Genomic DNA, 269 nt, shown 5'->3' on the forward strand with positions numbered 1-269 from the left:
GATGTGCATTATCAGCCGGGTCACAACCACACTTCCATGGGGCAAACCAAGGAAGCTGATGGTCAGTGGCTGATCTCGCTCAACAAGTTCTCCAAGGATCGCTATCTCAATGTCGGGCCGCTCAAGCCCGAAAATGATCAGCTCATCGACATTTCCGATGAGAAGATGGTGATTGTCCATGACGGGCCGAGCTTTGCCGAGCCGCATGATGCGACCATTGTTCATCGCTCGAAGATCAATCCCGTCAACTTCTGGAGCCGTGAGGACCC

1 pseudogene is annotated in these 269 nt (G+C 53.5%); it reads left to right on the forward strand.

The window, feature by feature from the left end:
- Positions 1-269: pseudogene (locus HWX93_RS22835) on the forward strand (TAT-dependent nitrous-oxide reductase); the annotation flags it as partial.

This window comes from Brucella tritici, from assembly GCF_902825325.1.
Classification (GTDB): Bacteria; Pseudomonadota; Alphaproteobacteria; order Rhizobiales; family Rhizobiaceae; genus Brucella.